General features: G+C 70.7%; 18 protein-coding genes and 1 tRNA gene. 10 read left to right on the top strand and 9 right to left on the bottom strand.

Annotated features, from left to right (window positions below; genetic code table 11):
• The first annotated feature begins 1 nt into the window (after position 1).
• From Cco03nite_RS00220 to Cco03nite_RS00195, 6 genes are all read left to right on the top strand, one after another.
• Entirely contained in the window at positions 2–400 is a 399-nt protein-coding gene (locus Cco03nite_RS00220; protein ID WP_203687828.1) for a 6-pyruvoyl trahydropterin synthase family protein, read from the top strand.
• Positions 401–500: 100 nt separating this feature from the next.
• Positions 501–1556, top strand: a complete 1056-nt coding sequence (locus Cco03nite_RS00215) for a glycosyltransferase family 4 protein (RefSeq protein ID WP_203687827.1) — start codon at positions 501–503, stop codon at positions 1554–1556.
• 91 nt (positions 1557–1647) lie between these two features.
• Positions 1648–2592, top strand: a complete 945-nt coding sequence (locus Cco03nite_RS00210) for a lysylphosphatidylglycerol synthase transmembrane domain-containing protein (protein ID WP_203687826.1) — start codon at positions 1648–1650, stop codon at positions 2590–2592.
• A complete protein-coding gene (locus tag Cco03nite_RS00205) occupies positions 2585–3292 on the top strand; it encodes a RibD family protein (RefSeq protein WP_203687825.1) in 708 nt (235 codons plus the stop codon). The genes Cco03nite_RS00210 and Cco03nite_RS00205 overlap by 8 nt, the downstream gene beginning before the upstream one ends.
• A gap of 5 nt (positions 3293–3297) precedes the next feature.
• The gene (locus tag Cco03nite_RS00200) at positions 3298–3942 is read left to right on the top strand and encodes a GTP cyclohydrolase II (RefSeq protein ID WP_203688033.1); all 645 of its coding nucleotides are present in this window, start codon (positions 3298–3300) and stop codon (positions 3940–3942) included.
• Positions 3943–4140: 198 nt separating this feature from the next.
• The gene (locus Cco03nite_RS00195) at positions 4141–4758 is read left to right on the top strand and encodes a hypothetical protein (protein WP_203687824.1); all 618 of its coding nucleotides are present in this window, start codon (positions 4141–4143) and stop codon (positions 4756–4758) included.
• 154 nt (positions 4759–4912) lie between these two features.
• Here the strand turns inward: Cco03nite_RS00195 and Cco03nite_RS00190 are convergent, their stop codons facing one another.
• Positions 4913–5479: a hypothetical protein gene (locus tag Cco03nite_RS00190; RefSeq protein ID WP_203687823.1), complete on the bottom strand. Its 567-nt coding sequence runs from the start codon at positions 5477–5479 to the stop codon at positions 4913–4915.
• 35 nt (positions 5480–5514) lie between these two features.
• Entirely contained in the window at positions 5515–5697 is a 183-nt protein-coding gene (locus Cco03nite_RS00185) for a hypothetical protein (protein ID WP_203687822.1), read from the bottom strand.
• Positions 5698–5837: 140 nt separating this feature from the next.
• Here Cco03nite_RS00185 and cutA point away from each other — a divergent pair, with 140 nt between their 5' ends.
• Entirely contained in the window at positions 5838–6161 is a 324-nt protein-coding gene (gene cutA, locus Cco03nite_RS00180) for a divalent-cation tolerance protein CutA (RefSeq protein WP_203687821.1), read from the top strand.
• Here the strand turns inward: cutA and Cco03nite_RS00175 are convergent.
• Entirely contained in the window at positions 6148–7368 is a 1221-nt protein-coding gene (locus Cco03nite_RS00175) for a helix-turn-helix transcriptional regulator (RefSeq protein ID WP_203687820.1), read from the bottom strand. The two genes, cutA and Cco03nite_RS00175, sit on opposite strands and share 14 nt — an antisense overlap.
• Positions 7369–7520: 152 nt before the next feature.
• On the opposite strand from Cco03nite_RS00175, the gene Cco03nite_RS00170 reads away from it, so the two are divergent.
• Positions 7521–7700 (top strand): hypothetical protein, encoded by a 180-nt coding sequence (locus Cco03nite_RS00170; RefSeq protein ID WP_203687819.1) that lies wholly within the window; start codon positions 7521–7523, stop codon positions 7698–7700.
• Between the two features lie 768 nt (positions 7701–8468).
• Positions 8469–9425: a hypothetical protein gene (locus Cco03nite_RS00165; RefSeq protein ID WP_203687818.1), complete on the top strand. Its 957-nt coding sequence runs from the start codon at positions 8469–8471 to the stop codon at positions 9423–9425.
• Positions 9426–9734: 309 nt separating this feature from the next.
• On the opposite strand, the gene Cco03nite_RS00160 is transcribed toward Cco03nite_RS00165, so the two are convergent.
• From Cco03nite_RS00160 to Cco03nite_RS00145, 4 genes are all read right to left on the bottom strand, one after another.
• Positions 9735–9806 (bottom strand) — tRNA-Val (locus Cco03nite_RS00160).
• A gap of 72 nt (positions 9807–9878) precedes the next feature.
• Positions 9879–10337 (bottom strand): peroxiredoxin, encoded by a 459-nt coding sequence (locus tag Cco03nite_RS00155; RefSeq protein ID WP_203687817.1) that lies wholly within the window; start codon positions 10335–10337, stop codon positions 9879–9881.
• Positions 10338–10409: 72 nt separating this feature from the next.
• Positions 10410–10853 carry a DUF3052 domain-containing protein gene (locus Cco03nite_RS00150; protein WP_203687816.1) on the bottom strand — a complete coding sequence of 148 codons (444 nt, stop codon included), beginning with the start codon at positions 10851–10853 and terminating at the stop codon, positions 10410–10412.
• Between the two features lie 287 nt (positions 10854–11140).
• Positions 11141–13459 (bottom strand): thiamine pyrophosphate-dependent enzyme, encoded by a 2319-nt coding sequence (locus Cco03nite_RS00145; protein WP_203687815.1) that lies wholly within the window; start codon positions 13457–13459, stop codon positions 11141–11143.
• 101 nt (positions 13460–13560) lie between these two features.
• Between Cco03nite_RS00145 and Cco03nite_RS00140 the strand changes: the two genes are divergently transcribed.
• Positions 13561–14487, top strand: a complete 927-nt coding sequence (locus Cco03nite_RS00140) for a metallophosphoesterase family protein (protein WP_203687814.1) — start codon at positions 13561–13563, stop codon at positions 14485–14487.
• A gap of 115 nt (positions 14488–14602) precedes the next feature.
• Here Cco03nite_RS00140 and Cco03nite_RS00135 read toward each other — a convergent pair whose 3' ends face one another.
• Together Cco03nite_RS00135 and Cco03nite_RS00130 are read right to left on the bottom strand one after the other, a co-directional pair.
• Positions 14603–16177: a DUF4139 domain-containing protein gene (locus Cco03nite_RS00135; protein ID WP_203687813.1), complete on the bottom strand. Its 1575-nt coding sequence runs from the start codon at positions 16175–16177 to the stop codon at positions 14603–14605.
• Positions 16178–16271: 94 nt separating this feature from the next.
• The gene (locus Cco03nite_RS00130; RefSeq protein ID WP_239167026.1) at positions 16272–18824 is read right to left on the bottom strand and encodes a glycoside hydrolase family 9 protein; all 2553 of its coding nucleotides are present in this window, start codon (positions 18822–18824) and stop codon (positions 16272–16274) included.
• Between the last annotated feature and the right edge of the window lie 164 nt (positions 18825–18988).

The following is an 18988-nucleotide window of genomic DNA, read 5'->3' as shown; positions in this document are numbered from 1 at the left end:
CATGTTCAGCGTGACGGTCCGCGACCACATGATGATCGCCCACAGCTTCCGGGGCGAGGTCTTCGGCCCGGCCCAGCGCCTGCACGGCGCGACGTTCGTCGTCGACGCGACGTTCAGGCGGGCCGAGCTGGACCCCGACGACATCGTGGTCGACATCGCCGCCGCGTCGCAGGAGCTCAACGCCGTCGTCGGCGCGCTGAACCTGCGCAACCTCGACGACGACCCCGCCTTCGCGGGCGTCAACACCACGACCGAGAAGCTCGCCCAGGTCATCGCGGACCGGCTGGCCGCCCGGGTACACGCGGGCGCGTTCGGCGAGAACGCCCGCGGCCTGGCCGGCATCACGGTCACCCTGCACGAGTCGCACATCGCCTGGGCCTCGTACGAGCGGCCCCTGTGAGCCGGATCCGGCCACGCGCCTCCCGGATCTTGTGCACTTCGTGCTGCCGGAGCGACACGAAGTGCACAAGATCCGGAATAGCCGCCCGGCGGTCCGGCGGGTGAGCACCGTGCACGTCGTGCTGCCGGGCGGCGTCGACGATCCCGCACTTCCCAGCGGCGGCAACGCCTACGACCGGCGGGTCTGTGACGGGCTGGCCGCGGCCGGCTGGACGGTGTGCGAGCACCCGGTACTCGGCTCGTGGCCGTATCCGGCCGCAGCCGACCTGGCCGGGCTCGCCGACGCGCTCGCGGCGCTGCCCGACGGCGCGGTGGTGCTGCTCGACGGCCTGGTCGCCGTCGCCGCGCCCGACGTGCTCGCCGCGGGCGCGCCGCGGCTGCGGCTCGTCGTGCTGGCCCACATGCTGTTCGGGGACACCGACGCGGGCCTGCGGCCCGGCGAGGCCAGGGTGCTGCGGGGCGCGGCCGCCGTCGTCACCACCAGCCGGTGGTGCCGCGAGCGGGCCGTCGAGGCGTACGCCCTGCCGCCCGCCCTCGTCCACGCCGCCCCACCCGGCGTGGACCCCGCTCCGGTCTCCCCCGGCTCACCGGCCGGCAACCGCCTGCTCTGCGTCGCCGCGCTCGCCCCGCACAAGGGCCACCACCTGCTTCTCGACGCCCTGGCCACGCTCACCGAGCTACCCTGGAGCTGCGTGTTCGTCGGCTCGCCCGACCGCGACCCGGCGTACGCGGCCCGGCTGCGGGCACATCCGGTAGCCGATCGGATCACGTTCTCGGGCGTGCGCCTGGGCGACGAACTGGCCGCCGCGTACCGCGCCGCGGACCTGCTCGTGCTGCCCTCGCGCGGGGAGAGCTATGGCATGGTCGTCACCGAAGCGCTGGCCCGGGGCATCCCGGTGCTGGCCCACGACGTGCAGGGGCTGCCCGAGGCGCTGGGCACGGCCCCCGGCGGCCGGCTGCCCGGCCTGCTCGTCCCGCCCGGCGGCCCGGCGCTCGCCACGGCGCTGCGCGGCTGGCTCACCGACCCCGACCTGCGCGACCGGCTCCGGCACGCGGCCCGCGCCCGGCGCGCCGGCCTCACCGGCTGGACCCGGACCGCTGACCAGGTCGCTGCGGTGCTCTCCCGGGTGGAAGGGTCCGGTCCGCTGGCCCGTTGACGGCGCTGTGTGTATAAATCCACAGACACGCGGGGACGGTACCTCTAGGAAGGATGAAGTGTCTGAACAGGAGAGCGCGTTGCACGGTGCCGTGACAGAGGTCCCCCCGCCGCCCGCGGTCCGGCTCGGGGCCTGGGCGCGCGCGATCGCGGGAGTGCTCATCCTCGCGCTGCTGGTGTGGCAGGTGGGGACCGGGCCCTTCCTCGACGGGGTACGCCTGCTCGACCGGCAGGCGCTGCTGGCCGCGCTCGGGCTCGGCGCGCTGAGCACGGTCGCCTGCGCGTGGCGGTGGAGCCTGGTCGCCGAGGGCCTCGGCGTGCGGCTGCCGCTGGGGCGGGCCGTCAAGGCGTACTACCGCTCGCTGTTCCTCAACACGACGCTGCCCGGCGGCGTGGTCGGCGACGTGCACCGCGCGGTGCGGCACGGCCTGGACATCAGCGACGTGCGCCTCGCGGTGCGGGCCGTGGTGCTGGAGCGCACCATCGGGCTGACCGTGCAGATCACCGCCTCGCTGCTGTTGCTGCTGGTGCTGCCGTCCCCGGTGCGCGACCGCATGCCGCTGGTCGTCGCGGCCGTCGCGGCGACCGGGCTGGCCGTCGCGCTGGCGCTGCGGGCGCTGGCCCGGGGCCGGACGGCCCGCTGGGCGGCGGCGCTGCGCACCGCGTACACCGATGTCCGGGAGGTCCTGGTCACCCGCCGCCGCTGGGTCGGCATCGGCCTGGCCTCCGCGGTCGTCGTGACCGGACAGCTCGTCATGTTCGTGATCGCCGCCCGCACCGCGGGCGCCCACGCCCCGGTGACGCTGCTGGTGCCGCTGACGCAACTCGCGCTGCTGGCCATGGCGCTGCCGCTGAACGTCGCCGGCTGGGGCCCCCGCGAAGGCGTCGCCGCCTGGGCGTTCGCCGCCGCCGGGATGACCTCCACGCAGGGCGTCGCCGCCGCCGTCACCTACGGCGTGCTCGGCCTGGTCGCCGCGCTGCCCGGGGCCGCCGTCCTGCTGGCACGCACCAAGAGTCGGAGTGGACAGCATGCGTGAGCGCCCGTACGTCCTGCTCAGTTGCAGCATGTCGATCGACGGCTACCTCGACGGCGCGACCGACGAGCGGCTGCTGCTGTCCAACGCCGCCGACTTCGACCGCGTCGACGCGGTCCGCGCCTCCTGCGACGCGATCCTGGTCGGCGCGCGCACCGTACGCCGGGACAACCCGCGGCTGATGGTGCGCACCCAGGCCCGCCGCGACGCCCGGACGGCCCGCGGCGTGCCGGAGTGCCCGATCAAGGTCACCGTCACCGAGAAGGCCAAACTCGACCCCGGGGCCGCCTTCTTCACCGCCGGCGACGCCGAGAAGATCGTGTACTGCGCCAGCCCGCGCGTCGAGCACGCCCGCGCCCTGCTCGGCGACGTCGCCACCGTGGTCGACGGCGGCCTGCCCGTGGACCTGCGCCAGGTCACCGAGGACCTGTACGAGCGCGGCGTCGAGCGGCTGATGGTGGAGGGCGGCGGCACCATCCACACCCAGTTCCTCACCGCCGACCTCGCCGACGAGCTGCACCTGGTGGTGGCCCCGTTCTTCGTCGGCGACTCGCGGGCCAGCCGCTTCGTCAACGACGGCGACTTCCCGTTCCACCCGGGCCGCCGCGCCAAACTGGCCGACGTGCGGCAGATCGGGGACGTGGTGCTGCTGCGGTACGCGCTGTCGCCCCGGTTCGACAGCGCCGAGCAGGGCGACCGGTGACCGCCGTGCCGCCGCCGGCGACGGTGCGCACCCAGGTCCAGGTGCCGCTGCGGTTCCCCGACGGCTACACGACCACGGCCCGGGTCGTCACCTTCACCGGCCTCGTCGACGGCCGCGAACACCTCGCGCTCGGCCTCGGCGACCACGCCACCACCCTGCGCCGCGACGCCGACGACCTGCCCGTGCCGCTGGTCCGCCCGCACAGCGAGTGCCTGACCGGCGACGTGTTCGGCAGCCAGCGCTGCGACTGCGGCCCGCAGCTGCGCGAAGCCGCCGAACGCATCACCGTCGCCGGCGGCTACCTGCTCTACCTGCGGCAGGAAGGCCGGGGCATCGGCCTGTACGCCAAGATGGAGGCGTACGCGCTGCAGGACACCGGCCTGGACACCTACGAGGCGAACCTCGCCCTCGGCCACGACGAGGACGCCCGCGACTACACCGTCGCCGCGCAGATGCTCCGCGCCCTCGACGTGACCCGGGTCGCGCTGCTCTCCAACAACCCCGACAAGGCCGAGCAGCTCACCCGCCTGGGCGTGGCGGTGACCGAGCGCGTCCCGACGGAGGTGCACCTGTCCCCCGCCAACGCCGGCTACCTGGCCACCAAAGCCCGCCACGCCTCCCACACTCTCCAACTCCGCCCGACCCGCTGACGCCCGCTCGCCGCCGCGGCGTGCACTTTCAAGGAAAGTGCGGCAACGCGCGGCCGCGAAGGCGCAGTTTCCCTGAAACTGCACGCCGGGACGACGGGATCGGGTGGGATCGGCCGTTCGGATCGATGTGCGTGTGGGCTGAAACGTGAGTCGGTTTGCTGATAGCGCGCCGATCCGCGATCCGCTCCACTACAGATCATGCTGCGTCGTGCCTGTCTCGCTCTGCTTCCCGTGCTCACCGTCGCCGTTCTCGCCGGCTGCGGCGACGACGACCCCGCCCCGACCACGCCCGCGCCGAGCGCGCAGACCAGCGTGTCCGCGGCGGCCTCCCCCAGCGCGGAGACGAGCCCGGCAGCGTCGCCGTCGCCGTCCCCCGCGATCAACTTCACCGTCGACGGCGCGGGCCCGTACACGATCGGCGGGAACCTGGAGGCGCTGAAGGCGGGCGGGCTCCTCGACAAGGTCGCCACCGGCGCGGAGACCTGCCCGGTGAACACCACCGCCAGCGGCACCGGCGTGTGGAAGGACGTCCAGCTGCAGTTCCGGCCCGACGGCGAGCTGTACCTGGTGGTCAACCGGTCCAAGACCATCCCGACGCCGTCCGGCGCCCGCCTCGGCATGACGCTGGCCGCCGTCTCGTCGATCTACGGCAACCTCGGCAAGGAACTGAACGGCGGCGCGGCGTACCTGGTCACCACGACGTCCGGACGGGGCATCCTGTTCGACCTCGACCAGAACAAGAAGGTATTCGCCATGATCGCCGGCGACGCCGCCTACCTGAAGTCCAGCTACGAGGGCGGCACCGACTTCTGCTGATCCGGCACTCCACGCCGGGCACCAGGTGAAGACATGGTGCCCGGCGTCAACCGGGCCCACCCGGCATACAGCAGCAGCCGCTTCCGGCCTCTTGGTCGCGAACTCGTCCGGCGGAATCCTGGCGGAAGGCAAACCCAGCCTCGCAACGGCCGTCTCAGTTCACGGGGCGGAACACGAAGCTGCCCGCCACGACACCGGGTACACATGACAGGCCCGCGACGTCGATGAACTCACCGAGCCGGGTCGAAGCCTCCGCCACGGACCGCACTGAGCTGACAGACACGCGGATACCGCTGAAACTCAGCCAGCGCTCGGCACCGATGGGATCGACACCGAGTCCGTCGAGATCACCGGAGACAGTGGTGGTGACGTGGACCTGCGTGCCGCGCTGTTCGACAACCTGGAGTTCTGCGTTGTCGTAGCTGTGGTGCTGGAAGAAGTAGACGCTCGCCTCGGCAAGGCCCGCGACCTGCGCGCTGTTCACACCTTGGCCAGCCATGTCGCGCCAAGTCGCAGGCGCGAGGGTGATCCAGTCAAGGCTGAGCGAAACAGTGCTTGCTCCGTATTCGCGTTCCACGTCCGCGTAGGGAAAGTAAAAACTCCAGCTCAGATACGGGCTGATGCCTAGTTTCGGATTGTCGAACAGCAGGCCGCTCCACCGGCCGCCCGGAGTCGGCACCAGTTCGTCGGCAGTCAGCTGATCTCCCGTTTCCTCTCGCACTGCGAGAGTCTGGCACGGCGCGTGGCGGCGGAATGTCAGTCGGTGGTCTGGCGGAGGGTGAAGGGCGGCGCGGATTCGGCCAGCGGTTGCACCACGCCTCCGGGTTCAGCCACGTACGGGTGGCCGTCCTGGACGTAGAAGTTCAGCCAGGGGTGCAGTGAGAGTTCCTCGCGCGCGAACCCGATCCAGCCCTGCGTCGCCGGCCGGGGGCCAGCCATGCGGGCACGGTCTGGATCACGTCGTACATCACGTCGTCGGGGAGCAGCAACCTGGCGAACAGCCCGAGCAACGCGGGCCGGCTCGAATATGGCTGCCCGGCGAAGTATCCGGGAGGAAGCCGAAATGAGAGGCTGTCGGCATGACCGGGCTGATTCAGGTGACCACGGCAACGGAACATCGTGACGACGCGGTCGCGCTCGCCGGTGCGGTGGTGCAGGCCAGACTGGCCGCGTCCGCACAGGTAGTCGGCCCTGTGACGTCGGTGTTCTGGCACCTCGGCGAGTACGGCACCGGCGAGGAGTGGCAGGCCGTGTTCATCACCACCGAGGACCGGTACTCCGAGGTCGAGAAGTACCTCGCAGCGCATCATCCTTGGCAGAACCCTCAGATCACCGCCGTGGCCATGACCGCGGCCGCGCCCGCGTGCATCGCATGGGCGCGCACCGCGGTCAACGCGGAATAGTCGAGGTCCCGGCGATGTGTTCGTGAAGCTCCTTGAAGGGCTTCACCGTCGCGAACGGCGCGGCCAGAGTCAGGGTCGTGTTCAGCCGATGCCGTGGACGATCCGACGCCACACCCTTCGTCAACATGTGCGCTTGTCGGATGGTCTGCGCGGCAAGCTCCAGCTCTCGACCGTGTAGGTACGCCTCGGCCAGGGCGAGCAGGTAAAGAGCCTTGTCCCGGGCGTATGCGTCAGGGAACACGCTCAACGCGCTCTCCAGCGGCGCCACCGCCCGGAGAGGTCGGCCCAGCACCGACCAGCACCGGCCCGTCATTATATCGATCTCGTGGGCATCCACCCATGCGGCCCAATCGGGTTCGGGCGAGCCGACAGCTGACTCCACCGCTGCCGCCGCCTCGGCCAGCGCCGCCTCGGCTTGGTCCGCATCGCCCGCAACCGCGTGTGACCAGGCAGCTCGGTCGAACACGAGCGCCCTGACCAGTCCGGGAACCGCATCGGTCAATGCGGCGCAGGACGCTCGCGCCAATGCCACATCGACCCGGCCGCTGAACGCCCGCTGGTATGCGTCGAGAGCCATCGCATTGGCCACCAGCGCCGGCTCCTCCGCCTCCAATGCCGCCTGACGGCTCATCGCGAAGAGTCGCGTCGACTTGTCGCTCCAACCAGCGTCGAACGCCGCCCAACCTGCAAGCTGTGCCTGCTCGGCCAGCACCGCGAGTAACTGGCGTCGGACACTGCCGCTCAAGCTGCCGCCGACCAACGTCGCTTCGGTTGAACGTACCTCCGCCAGGAACAATCCGTAGGTGTCAGCGCCACCCAGCGAGTCGTCCAGTCGCCGCAGCCGCTTCGTGCGCTCCAGCGCTCGGGCGACATCGGTCCCGCCGAGTCGACCGGGTACCTCGCTGTCGCCAAGTTCCGCAGCTGTAGCGACACCCGTCGACGCCAGCAACCTCAGCAGATCACGGCGGTCCACATCGCTCACGTTACGTCGCCGAGTTCGCATCGTCGCGGCCACCGCGATGAGCACGCCGTTCGCCCCAAGCGCCCTGTCGATGGCACGCGCCAGTTCGGGAGTCGGCGCGCGGAGCCCGCTCTCCGCGTGGCCGACCGCCGCCTTGCTCCAGGTGATTCGTTTCGCGAGCCCGAACAAGCTCAGGCCGGCGGACTCGCGCAGAACCTTCATGACTTCACCGAACTCGCTGGTCACATCACAGCTTTCCGTAGACGGGCGTAGACGGTCAGGGTCTTCAGTGCTCGCCGTCCGACCCCGAGGCTGAATACAGCTCGGAGTGGTCGCGCTCGCACCGCCGACCGCCTCGGGCCCCATCCCAACGGTATGTGCTGTTTCAGGGGAGTTCAATGACTGCCATCGAGAGTGCCGATCGACCACTCTGGGCCGACGAGGACACGCAGGAGATGACCGAAGTCGACCGCATCCTCTACGACCCGAAAGCGGTGTCCCGTTCGGTCTCCTGGAATACCTCGACTGCCGTCATACGGGTCATCAGCCGTCACCTGCGCGAGTCCGAGCACGCATAATGGCGAGCCCGACGTTCTGGCTCGCCGAAGATGGCAGCAGCTTCCGAATCGGTGACACGGTTGCCATCGATCCGCTTCCGTTCGGCCTGGATCGGGATGCCGTCGGAGTTGTCATCGGCGTTGATCCCACTCACGGAGCGCCCGTCTTGGAATTAGTTGCCGGTCAGCGCGTTGGATCACGACTCGTGGTTTGGCCAACACACGTCCTACTTCGCCTTGGATAGCAGCAATCGTGCGAGGCGAACAACGATGCGCGATCGACCACTCACTTTCGGCGACGATCGACCCTGGGCTTTGGTGCACTTTAAGTCTCGCCTAGATCGCTTGCGCGCCGCCGGAATCGCTGTCGGCAGCTTCAAACCTGCCAACTATCCCGGCTCCGCTAGAGCGATGGAACAGGCCGTTACCTCGACCACCGAGGGATAACCGATCGCTGCCGTTGCTGTACAGCAGGTACGTACAGCAACGCCGTTGCCCCCACTCATCCGTGTTCGACCGTCTTCGGTCCGTGGACCTCGTCAGAAGGCGCTACCGACCTTGCCGCCAGTAATCCGTAGGTTCAGGGTTTGGATGGGTGCCGGCGAACCTTGAACCGCCTGCGAGCCGTGCGACCCGTTTGACGAGGCATTGAGGCTCGCCCTTTCAGGCCGTTGCTGGTGGTCGCGCACTGGAGCGCAGCTTGACCCGTGCTGCTGGTTTTGGAGATCATGCCTGGTACCGGCGTCGGCGAGGTCTGGACTGCACGGCGGCGTGAGGAGAACAAACGACGTGATCAGGCGATGGCAGACGTCCGGCTATCTCGCGGTGCTGCTCGCCATACTCGGCGCGACGGCGCTTGGCCTGGCTTCGGCAAGGGTCAACACCGTCGTACGTGAGGGTGAGCGCGTCCCCGCGCGAGTTGTGGACACCATCGGCCTCCCAGGGCGCTACGGCGCTGACGGCAGCTCTTACTTCGTCGAGGTCGAGGCCTGTGCCGAGGCGCGATGTGAGCAGTTCTGGCTCACGCTGGCTTGGCCATCCAGCGCATTGCGGAAGGGTGATGAGGTGCGGATCTCGATCATCCGAACGCACGCTCGTGTGGCGGCCGGTGACGCCTACACCAGCGACATCGTTCTTGCTCTCGCGCCGTACCTGCTCTGGCTCGGTGCCGGGGTGCTGTTCGCCCGCTGGGGGCGTGGATTCCGTGCAAGACGGGCGGAATCGCGCCGCCCGGTCGTTCGGCAGTCTGATCGCGCTGTGGTCTGTCAGATCGAGCCGTGGGCGATCATCTACGGCGGACCATTTGTGATTGGGCTAGCCGTCGCGGGCTACCTGGGGTGGCCGCTGACTACCGACAACGTCCTGATGTTGGTCGCCGTCTTCGGGCCGGTACTTGCGCTGATCGGCGTTTTCGGCGTGGCTCGGCGCGTGGTCGTTCTGCCGGAACGCGTGAAGGTGCTGGGTGCCGTGACGGAGCTGTCCATCCCCCGGAGCAGGATCATGTCGACGGAGGTCAGCGCGTTCTCGCATACCGCCTATGTCGTCCTTCGCGAATGTGAGGGTGGTGGAACGGTCAAGCGGGAGCTTCCGGGACTGTTCCGAAAGAACAATACGGAACTGGACGAGCTGTTGGCGGCCGTCGTCGAAGCCCCTAATGCCTGCCGGCCGGTAACGCGGAGGCCGCGGTGGAGCACGATCATTCTCCTGGTGCTACCACTAGTAGCAATCATCGGCGTGGCTCGATAGCGTGATCTTGGGGCGGGTGCGTCTCCGCTGAACCCGCGGGCGGGCGCGCGGAACATTCACGGAATGATCTAGCGGCGACGACGCGAGGAGGCGCGCGTTTGCGCAGGTTGCCGACAGATTGTTTCGGTTAGGACGAGCCCCTTCCTAAGCCGCAGGCCGTACCGACCACACCGGGTCGATCTTGCGTGCAACATCCGTGCAACTAGCGGCGGCAATCCAGGGTCTACAGCGGTCACCGGCGGCGAAGGTCTGCCCGCGCTGACGATCACGAGAACAGCAGGAGCAGGCGAAATGCCTGCTCCTGGACTGTGGGCGTGGCAGGGTTCGAACCTGCGACCCTCCGCTTGTAAGGCGGATGCTCTCCCGCTGAGCTACACGCCCGCTTCGGCCTGCGCCGACACGAACCGGCACATCCTACCTGACCGCCGACCCCGCCCTCACCGGACTTACGGCTCAGAGCGCCCCGAGCGCCTTGCGCCACGCCTCCTGGTCACGCGCGTCACCGGGCAGGTTCATCTCCGCGTACCGGACGACCCCCGCCTTGTCGACGACGAACGTCCCCCGGTTGGCGTACCCCCGGTCCTCGTTGAAGACCCCGTACGCCTGGGCCACGGCCCCGTGCGGCCAGAAGTCGGCGAGCAGCGGGAACTCGTACCCCTGCTCACCGGCCCACACCTTGTGCGCGAACACCGAGTCGACGCTGATCGACAGCACCTGAGTGTCCTCGTTGACGAAGTCGTTGAGGTTGTCCCGGATCTCGCACAGCTCGCCCTGGCAGGTGCGCGTGAAGGCGAGCGGGTAGAACACCAGAAGCACGTTCTTCGCGCCCCGGAAGTCGGACAGCCGTACTTCCTGATTGTTCTGGTCCTTCAGCACGAAATCCGGCGCCGCCGCGCCCACCTCGATCGGCATGGGTTCCATGGTCGCAGGTTTCCCTGGCGGCCTGCCGGTCGGGGCAGGCCGCTCGAAGGACCGCGGCGGGGTTCAGCGCTTGGACGCGCGTGCCGCCTTCGGTGCCACCAGCCGCGCCGCGCTCCAGTCCTTGCCGGCGCTGAGGGTGGAAGTCTGGGAGAGTCCCGCGGTGGGTGCCACCTCGGCGATTTCACTGGGCTCGACGTGCCCGGGCCGGCCCGACTTCGGGGTCAGCAGCCACACCACGCCGCTCTCGGCGAGCGGGGAGATGGCGTCGGTAAGCAGTTCGAACAGGTCACCGTCGTCCTCGCGGTACCACACCAGCACCGCGTCGACGACCTCGTCGGTGTCCTCGTCAACCAGATCAGATCCGCATGCGTCGGCCAGGGCGTCACGGAGCTCGTGGTCGACGTCGTCGTCGTACCCCATCTCCATGACCACCATGTCCGGCTCGATGCCGAACCGGTCCGCCAGGCTGCGTACGCCCTCGGCGGCCTGACCTGCGGTCGCGCTCACTGTCTTGTGCCTCCTCTTCGTTTTCCGGACACCCGCGGTTCGCTGCGGGGTCACTCGATTATTGTCGTCGGCGTCACAGCCGACTGCGGGTAGTCCACACAGTTCTAGCGTCCAGCGCAAGTGGCGGCCTCGGCGGGTCGCCAAAAACGCGGCTCAGGCGCTGCCGGGGGCGGCGCGGGGACCGCATCCGCCCAAGGTCATCCGACTTGCCCGGCACCTATGCGTATCTTGCTCCGGTTTTCGCCCACATGTCGGGCAAATCGAGTGATCTTGGCCCTACTGCCCGTTCAGGCGGCCAGGAGGGCGCGGGCGGCGCGTTCGATGGCGTCCTCGCCGACCAGGACGTGGTCGGCGGCGGGGCCCAGCGGCAGGAAGGTGTCCACGGCGGCGACGCGGCGGGCCAGGCCGACGTAGCCGGCGTCGACGAGCGCGGCGAGCACGCCCTCGCCGACGCCGCCGGAGCGGCGGGTCTCGTCGACGACCAGGACGCGGCCGGTGGCCCCGGCCTCGCGCACGATGTCGGCGAGCGGCAGCGGGGCGAGCCAGCGCAGGTCCACGACGCGGCAGCCGTGGCCCTCCTCGGCCAGCCGCGCGGCGACACGCAGGGACATGCGTACGCCGTTGCCGAAGGTGAGCACGGTGAGCCGGTCCCCGGCCCCGTAGGAGTGGCTGCGGGCGCGGCCCACGGGCACGTGGGTGTCGGCCCAGCGGTCCGGCGCGGCGTACGGGCTCAGCCAGCCGCCGTCGCCGTCGGTGTGCAGGTCGCGGGTGTGGTAGAGGGCGATGGGCTCCAGGAACACGCTGACCGTGCCGTCGACCTCGGCGGCGGCGACGCAGGTGCGCAGCATCGCGGCGGCGTCGTCGGCGCGCGAGGGCACGGCCACGACCAGGCCGGGGATGTCGCGCAGCACGGCCACCGAGTGGTCGTTGTGGAAGTGCCCGCCGAAGCCCTTCTGGTACGCCAGCCCGGCGATGCGCACGACCATCGGGTTGCGGTACGCCCCCTGCGAGAAGAAGCGCATGCTGGCCGCCTCGCCGCGCAGCTGGTCCTCGGCGTTGTGCAGGTACGCCAGGTACTGGATCTCGGGGATGGGCAGCAGCCCGCCCAGCCCGGCGCCGAGCCCGAGGCCGAGGATGGACGTCTCGTCGAGCAGGGTGTCGAAGACCCTGGCGGGGCCGAAGCGGTCGCGCAGGCCCTTGGTGACCCCGTAGACGCCGCCCTTGCGGGCCACGTCCTCGCCGAAGACCATGGCCTGCGGGTGGCTGATCATGAGGTCGGCCAGGGTGGCGTTGACGGCCTGGGCGAGCGTCTGCGGGCCGGTCTGCTCAGGGAGCTTGCCGCCGAAGATGCGGTGGCGCTCGGCGAGCGCGGCCCCGGCGGCGCGTTCCCCGGCCGCCGCGATGGTCTTGGCGACGCGCAGCGGGCGGCGGGGGGCCAGCGGGGCGACGACCTCGGCAGCGGAGGCGAGCTTCGGCTCGTCGCGCACTCCGGCGGCGGCCTGCTGCACCCGCCAGCCGATCTCGTCGTACCGGCTGAGCAGTTCCATCGGGCTGGCCTGCCCGGCGTCGACGAGCAGCCGCGCGGTGCGCAGCAGCGGGTCCAGGGCCAGGTCGTGCTCGATCTCGGCGGTGGTCCGGTAGGCCAGCTCGGCGTCGGCCCCGGCGTGGCCCATCAGCCGTACGGTGCGCAGGTGCAGCACGGCGGGGCGGCGGTGGCGGCGCACCCAGGAGACGGCGGAGCGGGACACGGCGTACGTGTCGGCGAGGTCGCAGCCGTCGGCGTGGAAGTAGCGCAGGCCGGGCCGCGCGCGCAGGGTCTCGCCGACCCAGCCGGCGGGCGAGCGCACGCTGATGCCCAGGCCGTTGTCCTCGCACACGAACAGCAGCGGCAGCCGCAGCCCGGTGAAGTCGGACCAGCCCGCGGTGTTGAAGGCGGCGACGGCGCTGGCGTGGTTGACCGAGGCGTCGCCGAACGAGCACAGCACGACGGCGTCGCGAGGCCAGGCGGGCGGCACCAGCGCGGGCCCGCCGTCCTCTGCGGCGTGCCGGCCCCGCCGGGCGTCCAGGCCCTGCCGGGAGCGCTCGACGGCGAATGCCAGCCCGACCGCGCGGGGCAGGTGCGAGGCGATGGTCGAGGTCGTCGGGATGATGTTGAGGTCGGTGCTGCCGAACACCTTGTGCCGCCCGCCCGCGATGGGTTCGGCGGCGCTGGCCACGATGCCGCGCAGCACGTCGCGGATGGCGTCGACCTTGCCCTCGGCGAGCTGGGCGGCGCGGGCGGCGTAGAAGGCTCCGGAGCGGTAGTGCAGCAGCGCCGGGTCGGTGGGGCGCAGCGCCGCGGCGACGCCCGCGTTGCCCTCGTGGCCGGCCGAGCCGATGGTGTAGTACCCGGCGCCGTCGGCACGCAGCCGCCGCGCGGCCAGGTCCAGGTGCCGGCTGGTGACCTGGGCGTCGAAGAGTTCCCTGGCCATGGCCCCGGTCAGGCCGCTGTCGGGGCGCACCGTCGCATGCGGATCGCCGTTCGGCGGGGTGCCGGCGGTCCAGGCCGCCAGCGCGCTCCGGAACCGTTCGTCGAGATCATGAGAGGTGCTCACGCTGCACAGCATTACCCAGAGGAGGCGGGGGCGACCACCCGGATCGGCGATCGGACACGCCAGACCACTGCACAAGATGGACGATTTATCCAGATTTACCCATAATCTGCGTCATGGTTCACCGGTCCCCCCGTGCCCGCCGTCTCCTGCTCGCCGCCGCAGGTCTCGGCCTTTTCGCCGCACTCGCGCCCCAGCAGCCCGCCGCCCTCGCCGCGCCGGAGCGCGCGCCCGCCGCCGAGGAACCCGCGGTGCTGGTCGGCGCCGGCGACATCGGCAGTTGCCTCAGCGACGGCGACGAGGCCACCGCGAAACTGCTCGACCGGATCCCCGGCACGGTGTTCACACTCGGCGACAACGCCTACGTGGCGGGCACCGCCGAACAGTTCCAGAAGTGCTACGAGCCGCACTGGGGCCGCCACAAGGACCGCACCCGCCCCGCCATCGGCAACCACGACATGCGCACCGACAACGGCGGGCCCTACTACGACTACTTCGGCGACGCCGCCGGCGAGAAGGACAAGGGCTGGTACTCGTACGAGCTGAACGGCTGGCAGGTCCTGGTCCTCAACTCCACCTGCGACCTGGTCGACTGCGAGGACGACTCCGACCAGGCCGACTGGCTCCGCGAGGAGCTGGAGTCCTCCGACGCCAAGTGCACCGTCGCCATGTGGCACCACCCCCTGTTCACCTCAGGCTGGAAACACGGCTCGGACCCCCGCGTGAAGCCCTTCTTCCAGCTCCTCTACGACCACGGCGTCGAACTCGTCCTCAACGGCCACAACCACCACTACGAGCGCTTCGCCCCCCAGACCCCCGACGGCGAGCTCGACAAGGAGAAAGGCGTCCGCCAGTTCACCGTCGGCACCGGCGGCGGCGGCCTCAACGGCTTCAGCAAGACCATCGCCCCCAACTCCCGAGCCCGCAACGACGACACCTTCGGCGTCCTGAAACTCTCCCTCTACCAGGACTCCTACACCTGGAAATTCGTCACCCCACCCGGCAGCACCTTCCAGGACCAAGGCCTCGCCACCTGCCACTGACCCGCCGCCCCACGCTCAAGATCGCGACGATCTTGCGCGAACTGTTGAGGATATGCCCGATTGGGGCGTGTCATCCCCACAGTCCACGCAAGATCGTCGCGATCTTCGTGTCGGGTCAGTCGCGCCAGCCGGAGATGTCGACGCCCTTGGCGGATTCGACGCGGAGGGCGAAGTGGATTTCCTGGGTGGCGTTGGGGGCGAGGGCTAGTTTCCAGGTGTAGACGCCGAGGTCGGAGCGGTCGGCGGGGTCGGGTTTGGTGTGGAGTTCCTTGACGGTGATCTGGGAGTCGCGGGAGACGGGGAGCTGGTCGAGGACGGTCACGGTGATGTCGCGGGGGGTGTGGTTCGCGATGGTGATCTTGTATTCGGCGTCGGTGCGGCGGGAGGAGCCGAGGGTGGCCTTGCTGGCGGCGCGGCGGACGAGTTCGCGCTCGACGCGGACGCGGTCGTCGACGCCCAGGGCCAGTTCGCGCTCCTCGTGGGGGGCCCAGGGGTCGAGGCGGGTGGAGCCGACGAAGTCGCCCTCGTGGAAGAGGGCCGCGGAGCCGCCGGGCAGGGTGTGGCCGGAGGTGTTGAGCACGGTGGCGCGCAGCGTCGCCTCCTCGGCGCGTACCGGGGCGGTGATGTGGTCGAGGCGGGCGGCCAGGTCGAAGCGCGCGATGAGGGTGCGGTGCGCGGTGCCGTCGGCGGGCACGGCCACCGGCTTGAGCGGGGTGTACGTCGCCGCGACCGGTCCCTCCTCCACGCTCGCGCTGGTCTCCCGCACCGCGGCCCGCGCCTTGGGCATCATCGTCTGCATCGGCGCGGCCCCCGGGGCGGGCGGCGGTGGGGCCGCCATCGCCATCGCCACGGGCTGGTAGAGGACCGGGCGCTCCACGTCGACGAACCACGGGTCCAGCTCGGGCACCTCCAGCGCGCCCGCGGGGCGGGCCGTGGACAGTTTGAGCGCGCACTCCGGCCAGTCCTCACCGGTCCGCTGGGTGATCATGCCGTGCCAGGTCAGCGTCAGCGCGTCCCCCGCGAGCCGCAGGTCGTAGCCGCTGCTCCAGCTCGCGCCGGGCACCACGTACGCCAGCTCCAGCTCGATCTCGCCCGCCTCGTCGACCTCCAGCAGGATCTCCGCGGCCAGCCGGTCCGGGCGGGTGCTGCCGCGCAGGTCCATCAGCCGGCGCTCGGCCGCCTCCCGGCGGCGGTGCAGGTCGAACCGCTCCCGCTCACGGCTGCGGCGGCCCGCGTGGATCGCGGTGAGCTGCTCGTCCAGCCCGTCGGCGAAGCGGGCCGCCGCCCCGGGCTCACCGGCGGCCAGCGTGCCCGCGCCGCGCATGGCCAGCCTGCCCAGGAAACGCTCCCGGGCGGTCGCGACCGTGTCGGCGTCGTCGAGCACGGCGATCACCGCCTCGATCTCGCGCAGCTCCGCCTCCAGCTCGACGACGGCGCCGTGCGTGGTCACCGGCTCGCGGCGGGTCACCACGTTCACCCCGGCGACGGCGGCCGGGCCGTGGCCGGACACCCGCACCGAGTCGCGCAGCAGGTTCAGCGGCAGGGGTCCACACGGGACGCGGTGCTCGCCCGGGGTCAGGGTCACCGTGGCGCGCCGGGTCACCCGCGCCCGGTCCGGGAACACCGTCACCGCGACGATCGGGGCGTCGACGAGGTCGGGGCCGTCCGATCCCGTGAATCGTTCGCTCATGAAATGAGGCTACCCAAACCGGCCCGGGGGAAGCGTCCCAATGGGGCGGGGCGGCCGCGGCTTGTGGCCGCGACCGCCCCTGTGGGAGGAGGTGTTACGAGCAGGCGGCGCCGTTCAGGGTGAACAGGGCCGGGTCGGGGTTGGGGCCGGTCGCGACGTCGCCGAGGAACCCGAAGGTCACCGACTGGCCGGGCGCGATGACCTTGTTCCAGGACAGGTTGCTCGCGCTGACCGTCGCGCCGGCCTGGGTCGCTGCGGCGCTCCAGACCGAGTCGACCCGCTGACCGCCCAGGAACGACCAGCGCAGCGTCCAGCCGTTGATCGCGGTCGGGCCGGTGTTCTTGACCGTGATCTGGGTGTTGAACCCGGCCGGCCACTGCGCGTGCTTGGTGTAGGTCACCTTGCAGGTGGGCGCGGGCGCGCTCGCGCCGTCGCCCTGGCCGGCGAGGAAGGCCGCCACCCAGGCCAGCGGGGCGTTCCAGTTGATGGTCAGCTCGTTGGTGGACCACGAGTCGATCTCGTCGATGTAGCAGAACTGCCCGGTGCAGCCGGTCAGCTTCTGCTGCGCCAGCGGGTCCTGGATGGACGAGTTCGGGCCGCCGGACAGGGTGCCCTTCGGCGGGTTTGGCAGCTCCGGGTTGAGCTGGTGGGCGTACCAGCGGCTGTGCTGGTTCTTCGCGTGCACCTCGCCGTAGCCGGTCACGTAGGACATGTTCAGCGCGTTGCGGCCGAACAGGTAGTCCGCACCCTGCGTCACCGCGTCGGCGAACCGGTCCTGGCCGGTGATGTCGTACGCCGCCGACAGCACCACCAGGTTGTTCGCGATCTGGCTGTTGGAGCCCCAGTCGTAGGAGTTGTTCGCCGGCTGGTACGGCACGCCGTACGGGTGCGCCTCGATCGCGGCCAGGTACTCCTCCGCGCCGGACACCACCGAGGCGCGCACCGCGGCCCGGCCGGGCAGCGCGCTGGGCACCGTGGCCAGGTCGAGGCGGCCCAGCGCGGCCAGCGACTGCCAGCCGAAGCCGTTGCTGCTCCACACGTCGGCCGTGTGCAGCGGCGAAGCCGTCACCGCGTCCCGGTACTGGTTCTCACCGGTGGTCAGGTACAGCTCGGCGGCTGCCCAGTAGAACTCGTCGGTCACGACGACGTCGTCGTACGTGCCGCCGCCGGTGCCGTCGGACGGGCTGGCGTAGATCGCCGGGTGGGCCAGCGCCGCCGCGTACGCGGTGCGGGCCGCGGCCAGGTTGCGGGCCGCGAAGGCCGCGTCGTACGGGGCGTACACGCGGGCCGCCTGGGCCGCCGCGGCGGCCAGGTTCAGCGTCGCCGCGGTCGACGGCGGGTGCAGCTCGCGCTGCTTGTCGTCGAGGTTCGGCAGCAGCGGCAGGCCGGTCCACTCGCTGTCGTGGATCTTGTGGTGGGCCATGCCGGCCAGCGGCTTGCCCGCCGGGACCTGCATCTTCAGCAGGAACTCCAGCTGCCAGCGCGCCTCGTCGAGGATGTCCGGCACGCCGTTGCCGCTCTCCGGCAGGTTCAGCTGGCCGTCCGGGAACGCCTGGGCGGTCGCCGCCCACTTGCCCCGCTCGAACTCGTTGACCATCTGGAACACCGAGATGCCGCCGTTGACGACGTACTTGCCGTGGTCACCGGCGTCGTACCAGCCGCCGGAAACGTCCAGCGAGTAGTCGCAGACGCCCGGCTGGCAGGGCACCGAGGTGTCGCCCTTGTTCGGCGCGACGCCGACGTGGCCCGCCGGCCGCCCGTAGCCGGGGCGCAGGGCGTCGGAGATCGCGACACCGGAGCGCTGCGTGTAGAAGAACTTCAGCGCGTCGTCGCGCAGCCCCGCGTAGAGGTTGCCGGCCAGGTCGAACGGGCGGCTGGTCTCCCCGTCGGCGACCAGGGTGAAGCCGGCGCCCGCGACCGCGTACGAGCTGAAGTCGATCGAGTGCACGTTCTGGCCGGAGCTGGCGTCCACGCCGCGCGGGGTGGTGCTCCCGCTCGCGACCACGGTGCCGCCGGCGTTCTTGAGCTGCCAGGGCAGCGCCGCCGTCGCCTCGGTGACCACGGTGGCGTTCTTCGGGCCCTTGGTCAGGTAGCCGACCTGGTTGACCCGCACCCGCGGGCCGGTGTCGGGCTCGTAGACCTCGGGCTCGGCGCCGCCCTTGAGGGAGATGTCGTCCAGGCAGAGCCGCCAGGGGGAGGCACTGCCACCGATCTGAAACGCCACCTGCGCGTTCGGAAGGGAGACGGGCGCGGTGAAGGTGTACGAGTAGCCGGTGGCAGTGCCGGTCATCAGCGGATTCGCGGCCAGGAACTGCGTCCACGGGTCCACCGGGAGCTGGATGAGCGCCTTGCCGACCTTGTCGGGCGTCGCGCTCGCGGTGAAGCTGTAGCTGTAGGTGTCCCCCGCGACCAGCGGGACGTTGTCCTGCCCGATGATCACGTCCCAGGGGTTCACGGTGCCGCCGGGGATGTCGGCGCACAACTGCCCGCCGCTGGAGTCGAGCGTGATGTTCGACGTTCCCCACCAGGGGGCGTGGCCGGACGTGAAGGTGCCGTTGACGATCTGCTCAGGGCCGTCGGCCGAGGCGGCGGCGGCGGTCAGGCTCGTCGAGACGAGCCCGGCCACGGCGGCCAGCGCGATCAGCACGGGTCTACGCACTGGGGGTCCTTTCGATGGGGCGATCGGTGGTGCATCGAAAGCGGGCGTGAGCAGCCAGAACGCGCCAAAGATCTGGGAGCGCTCCCATCTGCGCCCATGAATTATTGCCGCCACATTTCGAGGGTGTCAATCACCCGCCCGGCCCCGCCCTT

The organism is Catellatospora coxensis, assembly GCF_016862635.1.
Taxonomy (GTDB): domain Bacteria; phylum Actinomycetota; class Actinomycetes; order Mycobacteriales; family Micromonosporaceae; genus Catellatospora; species Catellatospora coxensis.
The sequence above is the reverse complement of the archived record's forward strand: the minus strand, read 5'-3'. Positions and strand labels throughout refer to the sequence as shown.